Annotated in this window: 9 protein-coding genes; 3 read left to right on the top strand and 6 right to left on the bottom strand. The window is 61.2% G+C overall.

The features are described from left to right. Positions 1 to 220: 220 nt before the first annotated feature. Positions 221 to 1,141, top strand: coding sequence for a lipid kinase YegS (gene yegS / locus HX823_RS23170; RefSeq protein ID WP_177076915.1), 921 nt, complete (start codon positions 221 to 223; stop codon positions 1,139 to 1,141). Here the strand turns inward: yegS and HX823_RS23165 are convergent. The 3 genes from HX823_RS23165 to HX823_RS23155 form a co-directional block, all read right to left on the bottom strand. Next, positions 1,100 to 1,759 carry a response regulator transcription factor gene (locus HX823_RS23165; RefSeq protein ID WP_177076913.1) on the bottom strand — a complete coding sequence of 220 codons (660 nt, stop codon included), beginning with the start codon at positions 1,757 to 1,759 and terminating at the stop codon, positions 1,100 to 1,102. The two genes, yegS and HX823_RS23165, sit on opposite strands and share 42 nt — an antisense overlap. Next, entirely contained in the window at positions 1,756 to 2,646 is an 891-nt protein-coding gene (locus HX823_RS23160; RefSeq protein WP_038844349.1) for a sensor histidine kinase, read from the bottom strand. The genes HX823_RS23165 and HX823_RS23160 overlap by 4 nt, the downstream gene beginning before the upstream one ends. 360 nt (positions 2,647 to 3,006) lie before the next feature. Further along, positions 3,007 to 3,456 carry a hypothetical protein gene (locus HX823_RS23155; RefSeq protein WP_177076911.1) on the bottom strand — a complete coding sequence of 150 codons (450 nt, stop codon included), beginning with the start codon at positions 3,454 to 3,456 and terminating at the stop codon, positions 3,007 to 3,009. A gap of 540 nt (positions 3,457 to 3,996) precedes the next feature. Here HX823_RS23155 and HX823_RS23150 point away from each other — a divergent pair. Together HX823_RS23150 and HX823_RS23145 are read left to right on the top strand one after the other, a co-directional pair. Continuing rightward, a complete protein-coding gene (locus tag HX823_RS23150) occupies positions 3,997 to 4,932 on the top strand; it encodes a chemotaxis protein CheV (protein ID WP_010208794.1) in 936 nt (311 codons plus the stop codon). A gap of 39 nt (positions 4,933 to 4,971) precedes the next feature. Beyond that, positions 4,972 to 5,778 carry an MOSC domain-containing protein gene (locus HX823_RS23145; protein ID WP_038844352.1) on the top strand — a complete coding sequence of 269 codons (807 nt, stop codon included), beginning with the start codon at positions 4,972 to 4,974 and terminating at the stop codon, positions 5,776 to 5,778. A 66-nt stretch (positions 5,779 to 5,844) separates the two neighbouring features. Here HX823_RS23145 and HX823_RS23140 read toward each other — a convergent pair whose 3' ends face one another. From HX823_RS23140 to HX823_RS23130, 3 genes are all read right to left on the bottom strand, one after another. Then, positions 5,845 to 6,129 (bottom strand): pyrimidine/purine nucleoside phosphorylase, encoded by a 285-nt coding sequence (locus HX823_RS23140; RefSeq protein ID WP_010208796.1) that lies wholly within the window; start codon positions 6,127 to 6,129, stop codon positions 5,845 to 5,847. A 63-nt stretch (positions 6,130 to 6,192) separates the two neighbouring features. Further along, positions 6,193 to 6,735 carry an exonuclease domain-containing protein gene (locus HX823_RS23135; protein ID WP_038844354.1) on the bottom strand — a complete coding sequence of 181 codons (543 nt, stop codon included), beginning with the start codon at positions 6,733 to 6,735 and terminating at the stop codon, positions 6,193 to 6,195. A gap of 73 nt (positions 6,736 to 6,808) precedes the next feature. Continuing rightward, positions 6,809 to 8,692, bottom strand: coding sequence for an acetyl/propionyl/methylcrotonyl-CoA carboxylase subunit alpha (locus tag HX823_RS23130; protein WP_177076909.1), 1,884 nt, complete (start codon positions 8,690 to 8,692; stop codon positions 6,809 to 6,811). Positions 8,693 to 8,774: the final 82 nt, after the last annotated feature.

Genomic DNA, 8,774 nt, shown 5'->3' with positions numbered 1-8,774 from the left:
TGTTGGGGCAAGAGCCCTTTTGGTTACTTTTGGCTGGGCCGGCATTCCGGGCTCTTTTCCAAAAGTGACCCGCTGTAAGAGCGGAACCAATAGCAGCCGTTACCGCATAAACGGATATGCCCCCGCATAGACCAACAAATAATTTCCAACCCCAATGGCTTTTTTCTCCCCGCCCAAGGTCCACATCCTCCAAGCACCCTTGAATCAGGAGATTCCCGCAATGACCACCCCCAAAGCCCTGTTGATCCTCCACGGCAAGCAAGCCCTCAACGAGGACGTACGCTCTGCCGTGCAGGCCCGACGCAAGCAGGGCGGCGAGTTGGCGGTGCGGGTCACATGGGAAGGCGGCGACGCCCAACGCCTGGTCAACGAAGCCCTGGCCGACGGCTACACCCACATCATCGCCGGCGGCGGCGACGGCACCTTGCGCGACGTCGCCGAAGCCATGGCCCAGACCAAGACCGACGCCAGCCTGGTACTGATGCCCCTGGGCACCGCCAACGACTTCGCCAAGGCCGCCGGCGTGCCGCTTGAACCCGCCCAGGCCCTGGCGCTGCTGGATGTACCGCCAAGGGCCATCGACCTCGGCCAGGTCGGCGGGCAAATCTTCCTCAACATGGCCACCGGCGGTTTCGGCAGCCAAGTCACCGCCAACACCTCGGAAGATCTGAAAAAAGTCCTGGGCGGCGCCGCCTACCTGTTCACCGGCCTGACCCGTTTCAGCGAGCTGAAGGCTGCCTACGCCGAACTCGATGGCCCCGATTTCCACTGGAAAGGCGAGCTGCTCGCCCTGGGCATCGGCAACGGTCGCCAAGCAGGCGGCGGCCATGAGCTATGTCCAGGCGCCATGGCCGATGATGGCTTGCTGGATGTCAGCATCCTGCCCGCGCCTCAGGAGGTGGTCGGTACCTTGCGTGAGTTGATGAACAACGGCTGGGGCCTGGACACCATGTTCGTTCGTGCGCGCCTGCCGTGGGTGAATATCAAGGTCGCACAGGGCCTTTACATCAACCTGGATGGCGAACCGCTGGAGGGCGATGACCTGCACTTCGAGGCCCTGCCCAAGGCCTTGCGCGTGCACTTGCCGGTGGATTCGCCGTTAGTCGTCCAGGCTGATGATCTGCTCGCGCACCGCGAATAACACCAGGCCGGCCACGTCGAAAATCTGCAGGCGTTTCATGATTTGCGAGCGGTGCGCTTCCACGGTCTTGATGCTCAAGCCCAAGCCGTGGGCGATTTCCCGGGTGGACTTGCCGCGCACAATCAACCGCAGGATCTCCAACTGCCGCGCCGTAAGGTTGTGGCTGTGGCCAGCCGGGGTGGTGGGGCCCTGGTTGCGTACCAGCGCCTGATTGATCACCGTGTGGGCAATCGCCGGGCTCAGGTAGCGCTCGTTGTTGCGCAGGGCCAGCAGCGCGTGTTCCAGCTCGTTGGCGGTGGTGTCCTTGAGCAGGTAGCCATGGGCGCCGGATTCGAGCGCGCACATGATCAGTTCCGGGTCGGTGTGCATCGACAGGATCAGCACGCGGCTCTTGGGGTAGGCGCGCTTGAGTTGTTGCAAGGCATCCAGCCCACCGGTGTGTTTCATCGACAGGTCCAGCAGCACGATATCGGGCAGCAGGGCGCTGAACTGCTCCAGCAACTGTGCGCCATCGCTGGCCTCACCGACCACCGTGTAGCCGCGAATGTCCTGGACCAGCGCGCGTACGCCGGCCCGGATCAGAGCATGGTCATCCACCAGGAGTAATGTGCAGGTCACTCGAGAACCTTAGGGGAGCTGGCCCGTTCGAGGGCGCGGGGCGCCCAGGGGAAAAGCGCGTCGATCCGTGTCCCTTTGCCTGGCTGGCTGTTGACGGATAACGAACCGCCAAGTTGATCAATCCGCTCTGACATGCCGGCCATGCCCCGCTGGCCTTCCAGGCCCGGGTTGATGGCCGGCGAAAAACCCTGGCCGTCATCGCAGATACTCAGCGACAGGCCCTCGGGCAGGCGTTGCAGGCGTACCAACAGATTGCGCGCCTGGGCGTGGCGTAGCATGTTGGTCACCGCTTCCTGGGTGATGCGAAAGGCCGCAACGGCCATTTCTTCCGGGATGCCGGTCAGCCGCTGTTGGCATTCCAGGCTCCAGTGAATCGGGGTGTTTTCCAGGGTCTTGAGCAGGTGCGCGCGCAGGCTGGCTTCCAGGCCCAGGCTGGCCAGCTGGCGAGGGTTGAGGATGGCCGAGACGTCACGCACCTTGGCCAGGGTTTCATTCAGGGTGTTGCACAGCACTGTGCACTGGCTTTGCAGGTCTTCGGGCAGGCGGCGCTTGAGCCATTCACTTTGCAGCTTGGCGGCGGTGAGCAACTGGCCGATATCGTCATGCAGCTCGCGGCTCAGGCGGTGGCGTTCGTTTTCCTGCACTTGCAGCAGGCGATCGGCCAGTTCCTGGGGTTGGAACTTGATGGATTTGCGCGAGTGCCACTGTTGCAGGCCAACCACCACCAGCGTGGCCAGGTTGAGCAGCACCAGCAGCGGCAGGGCGGCGGAAAAACTATAGGCCCACAGGCTCAGCAGCAGCGAGCCAAGGCACAGGGCGAGGATCAAACGGCGTGCATTGCTGCGGGACGCGGACCTTGCGATGAGTGTCTTGAGGTTGGCGTACATAGCGGATGGAGCCAATGAAGGTTCGCTGCGGGAAGTCCGGTCACGGCGGCTGACAGGGCTTTGTTTGGAATGCGTTATCGAATCGTTTTTATGCATGATGAAGTTGAGTCACTTCGAGCGGGGCATAGTACCACCACTATTACCGTTGGTCGCCTGGTGCTGTGTTCGACTGGGTTATTAGCCGCGCAAATGCTCCGGGCGGTATTCCCAGAGTTCATGGAGTGGGTAGTTATATTATTTCTGTTCGGTTGTATCGTTATTACCGTTAATGGCTAATTGATATCTTTGCCTGCGTGATTCAATTCCACTGGATGAGTCGTTTTCAGATAACTTCTGATTTAAATGCGACCTGATATCCGCTCAAGACACGTGATGCACCCGCTGCTGCGGTTTAAAGGCGAAGTCTTTCTGCGGAATATGCAGTGTCACTGTGGCGATCAATGTCGTTTGCTCCGCTTCATCCAATGCCAGTTGGCCTGTCTTTACATCAATCAACTCCAACTGCCAGGCCAGTAACTTCAGGCATTCTTCCAAGGCGTCCAAGGCTTGATCATGCAGTTGCAGCGGGCTTTCGGCATTGGCGATCAGGTACTGGATGTGCCGCGAGAATTCGCTGATGGCCTGCAGGGCAAGGCAATCGGCTCTTTCGGCGAGCTTGATCAGGCTGATTTTCATGCAGTCGATAGCGTCACTGTCGTTTCGGATCAAATGCAGGTGGCTCAGGCACTCTTCCGATTTGATCAGCAGCTTTTCAGCTTCCTGAAGGAATTCGGGAAGTGCAAGTTGCCACTCGTTACCGTCGTTCATCATGCAAGTCTCCACAACATAAGGTCGGGTGATGAGATGTCGCACCGGGTGAATGGCTTAAAACTAGCGCTGAAATATGACTGGAATCTGTAGGTCGCTTCTGAATAATCAGTAGGAAGCTTATTAGAGTGACGGCGACGGCTGTGCGCGGCCCTCATGAGCGGGGTCAATTGCACACCTTCAATTGCCGACAGTTGAATGTCTGGAAGGCCCGTGGGCCGAGGGCTTGGGATGGCAAACAAAAGCCTGACTCCATTCATGCATTGAGAATGGCGTCACATTAATGGCTATTAGATATTGCGAATATCAGGTTGGGCCTGATTGTGCGTAGGGGAATCCCTTACATGGCGGAACCTTGCGTCGAATTGAATGTCGCGCAACGTCGCTGTACCCCTGTCTGGAGAGGCCAGCGCAGTAAACCATGATGTCAGTGTGACATCAATGAATTTACGTGGCATTTTACACGGGTCAAGGTCTGGCGCTTGCCGCCGATAACAAGCCTTAAGTGAGCTGCACAATCCCTTAGCGCATCAGGAGCTTTTAATGGCCGGCATTCTCGACACGGTAGATCAACGCACGCAACTGGTGGGTGAGAATCGCCTGGAGATCCTCATGTTCCGCCTGTTCGGGCGTCAGCTGTTCGCGATCAACGTGTTCAAAGTGCAGGAAGTGCTGCAACTGCCCAAGCTGACCTTGATGCCGCAGCGCCATCCGTTCGTGTGCGGCGTGGTCAACCTGCGGGGCCAGACCCTGCCGGTGATCGACCTGTCCCAGGCCATCGGCATGCGCCCACTGGTGCCGGGCCCCAACAGCACCATTATCGTCACCGAGTACAACCGCTCGGTGCAGGCGTTCCTGGTGGGCGGCGTGGACCGCATCGTCAACATGAACTGGGAAGCCATCCTGCCGCCACCGACCAGCGCCGGTCGCCAGCATTACCTCACGGCCATCAGCAAGGTCGATGACCAGTTGGTGGAAATCATCGACGTGGAAAAAGTCCTGGCCGAGATCGTGCCGTACAACGCCAAGGTTTCCCGGGAAAAACTCGAAGACCCGGTGCTGGAGCGTGCCCGTGGCCGTGAGGTCCTGCTGGTGGATGACTCCAATGTGGCCCTCTCGCAACTGCGCGACACCCTCGGTCAACTGGGCGTGAAGATGCACATCGCCAGCGACGGCCTCAAGGCACTGAACATGCTCAAGGCCTGGGCCGACAGTGGCCAGGTGATGACCGACAAGCTGCTGATGATCTTCACCGACGCCGAAATGCCCGAGATGGACGGCTACCGCCTCACCACCGAGATCCGCAACGACCCGCGCCTGCGTGGCCTGTATGTGGTGCTGCACACCTCGTTGTCGGGCAGCTTCAACGACTCGATGGTGAAGAAGGTCGGTTGCGACAACTTCCTGTCCAAATTCCAGCCCGACAAGCTGGTGGATGTGGTGCGTCAGCGTCTGATGCTGGACGAAGTGCCCGCTTGACCTTAGGGTGATGGCTTTGCCCCTCAGGAATGCAGGCCCATGCTTCGTCTCAGCGCGTTGTACCGTTACCCCTTGAAGTCCGGCAAGGCCGAAATCCTGCAACAGGTCGGCCTGGATAAGCTCGGGGTGGACGGGGACCGACGCTGGATGCTGGTGGATGAAGGCAGTGGGCGTTTCCTCACGCAGCGTGCGGTGGCGAAGATGAGCCAACTGTCGGCGCTGTGGAACAGCAGCGGCGGCCTCACCCTGAGTTCGCCGGGCTACACGCCGCTGGATGTGGCGCTGCCCGGCAACGACGCCGAGTTGCGTGGCGTGACCATCTGGCGCGACACCTTGCGCGTGCCCGATGCGGGCGACGCAGCGGCGGATTGGGTCAGCGACTTTATTGGCAAACCGACGCGCCTGGTGCAGATCCCCGTCGAGCGTGCCCGCACCACCCAGGCCGGTTACGGCAAGGATGACGACCAGGTCGCGTTTGCCGACGGTTACCCGCTGCTGGTGATCAGCCAGGCGTCGCTGGACGACCTTTCCCAACGCATCGGCCGCCCCATGGAAATGTTGCGTTTTCGTCCCAACCTGGTCATCGAGGGCAGTGAAGCTTTCGCCGAAGATGGCTGGAAACGCCTGCGTATCGGCGACGTGGAGTTCCGCGCGGTCAAGCCGTGCTCGCGCTGCATCCTCACCACCATCGACCCGCAAACCGGCGAGCGCAGCGTTGACCGCGAACCCTTCGCCACGCTGGAGGCTTACCGCAAGACTGAAGACGGCGCGATTTTCGGCCAGAACCTGGTCAACGATGGCATTGGCCGCCTGGAAGTCGGGATGCCGGTGACGATCCTTGAATAGTTTTCTTCACGCATAAAAAATGCCCGTCTCCTGCGAGACGGGCATTTTTTTGCTGCCGGGAAACCCTTAGCCGCGGTATTCGCACAGGTAAGCGGTGTCCACGGCGACCTTCAGCTGGAACTTGCTGTTGGCCGGCACGTTGAACTGGCTGCCGGCGGCGAAGGTTTCCCACTCGCTGGCATCCGGCAGTTTGACGGTCAGGGCGCCGGACACCACGTGCATGATTTCACGCTGGGCGGTGCCAAACTCGTATTCGCCGGGGGCCATGACGCCGATGGTCGCCGGACCTTCTGCGGTGCCGAAAGCGATCGACTTGACGGTGCCGTCGAAGTACTCGTTGACTTTAAACATGGGCGATTCCTCGGAAAAGGGTCTGGAAAGGTCGGCCAGTATGCCCAAGGGCAGGGAAGCTGCCTAGACCGGCAATATCAGCGGCAGCAGGCGCGCCGTATTGCGTGCATCCTCCAGCGCCCGATGTTGCTGGCCATGGAACTGCATCCCCGCCAATTGCAGGGCGCCATTGAGCCCCAGGGGCTTGTCCAGGCGCCGAGCCTTGGCGAAGCGCTGCTTGAGGTTCACATGAGGCGTGGTGGCGAGCGCGCTGGCCAGGCCATGGCGCTGCCATTCCAGTTCCAGCTGCCGGCGATCGTAGTCGCCCCAGCTGGCCCAGCCTTCCAGGCGCGGCTGATGCTGGCCCAGCCAGCGTTCGAACGCCGGCCACACTTCGGTAATCGGCGCCGCACCGTCGATGTTGGCCTGGGTGATGTGGGTCAGTTGGCGGCAAAAGGGCGTCAGCAATGGCCGGCGCAGCGGCCGCACAAAGCGCTGGAAGTGGTCCAGCTCGCGGCCCTGGCGGTTGACCAGGCTCGCGCCGATCTCGATGACTTCCATCTCCGTCACGGGCCAGCCGCCTTCATCCGTTGTGGCTTCAAGGTCAATAATCAGCCAATGAGGCATCGTGCAGGTTCCCGTACTCTTCCCTTTCTGTTGGGGATAGAGCGTAGCCCGGCCCTGTAGTTCCGCCTAGGGGTCAGACGATCTCCAGCAGAACCTGACGATTGCGCACCTGATCACCGGCAATCACTTGCACGCCTTTGATCACGCCGTCGATACCGGCCGTCAGCGGATGCTCCATTTTCATGGCTTCGAGCACCAGCAGCAGTTGGCCTTTGGTCACGCTGTCGCCGGCACTGACCCGCACATCGACAATTGCACCGTCCATCGGCGCCTTGACCGTGCCGCTGCGGGCGTCGGCCTGGCGGTTGGCGACTTGCTGGGTGCAGTCGATCACCCTGAGACCGGGTACCCATAGTTGGTTGCCGTCGAGGTGATAGGCGGTGCGGCGGCGGATACCGTTGAATACCAGGGTGGCATGGCGGCCGTCGGTGATGAGTTGCAGGGGGTCGGCACTGACGGTGTGGATGTCTCCGTTGACCTCCAAGCGATAAATACAAGGCGCGCTGGCGTTGTTGCACCATCCCGCCAGGCCTTTGGGATGCTGGTTGGCGCTGTGCTGGTAAAACAGCGCGGCGGCCAGGGCGAGTTGTTCGGGTGACGGCGTCAGGGGAGGGATTTCGCTGAAGTGCTCAGCGATAAACCCGGTGCTGAAATCGCCATCGACGAAATCCGGATGCTTGAGCAAATCCACCAGCAGCGGCTGGTTGGTCGCGACCCCCAGCAACACCGTGTCTTCCACCGCCCGGAGCAATTTGCGTCGAGCCTCTTCACGGGTGGTGCCATGGGCGATGAGCTTGCCCAGCATCGGGTCGTAGAACGGGCTGATGCGTTGGCCTTCGATCACGCCGTGGTCGATACGCACGCCAGTGGCTGGCTCCCAGCGCACTACATCGCCAGTTTGCGGCAGGAAGCCCTGGGCCGGGTCTTCGGCGTACAGGCGCACTTCCATGGCGTGGCCACTGAGGGTGACGTCGGCCTGTGTCAGGGGCAGCGGCTGGCCGGCGGCGATCTGCAGTTGCCAGTCCACCAGGTCGAGGCCGGTGATCAGTTCGGTCACCGGGTGCTCCACTTGCAGGCGCGTGTTCATTTCCAGGAAGTAGAAACGGCCGTGGCGGTCGAGCAGGAATTCCACGGTGCCGGCGCCGACGTAGTTCACCGCACGTCCAGCCTTCAGCGCGGCTTCGCCCATGGCTTGGCGCAGCTCGGGCGTCATGACAGGGCAGGGGGCTTCTTCGATGACCTTTTGATGGCGGCGCTGGATCGAACAGTCGCGCTCGCCGAGGTAAATGAGGTGGCCGTGGCTGTCGCCAAACAGCTGGATTTCGACGTGGCGCGGGTCGATCAGGGCGTGTTCGAGGATCAGTTCGTCGCTGCCGAAGGCGTTTTTGGCTTCCGAGCGGGCGGTGTGCAGGTTGTCCAGCAGGTCTTTCGATTGGTGCACGAGGCGCATGCCGCGACCGCCGCCGCCGGCGCTGGCCTTGATCATCAGCGGGTAGCCGATGCGGTCGGCTTCCTGTTGCAGGGTGAGGTCGTCCTGGGCGCTGCCTTGGTAGCCGGCGATGCAGGGCACGCCGGCTTCGAGCATGGCGAGTTTGGACAGGCGTTTGCTGCCCATCAGTTCGATGGCTTCAACGCTGGGGCCGATGAAGGTGAGGCCGGCGTGTTGGCAGGCGCGGGCGAAGTCGGGGTTTTCGGAGAGGAAGCCGTAGCCGGGGTGGATGGCGTCGGCGCCTGTTCGTTTGGCGGCGTTGAGGATGGCTTCGATGTTGAGGTATGACTGGTGGACGGGGGCCGGGCCGATGGGGACGGCTTCGTCGGCCATCTGCACATGCAGGCCTTGGGTGTCGGCTTCGCTGTAGACGGCGACGGTGCGATAGCCTAGGGATTGGGCGGTGCGTTGAATGCGGCAGGCGATTTCGCCGCGGTTGGCGATCAGGATTTTTGTTAGCTGCGGCATTTTTGGGCTCCGGGTACATATCCGTTGTTTGGGTAACGGCTGCTTAGGGTTCCGCCCTTACGGCGGGTCACTTTTGGAAGGA

The organism is Pseudomonas sp. P7759, from assembly GCF_013386445.1.
GTDB lineage: Bacteria > Pseudomonadota > Gammaproteobacteria > Pseudomonadales > Pseudomonadaceae > Aquipseudomonas > Aquipseudomonas azotoformans_A.
This window is presented reverse-complemented; position numbering and strand designations above follow the sequence as displayed.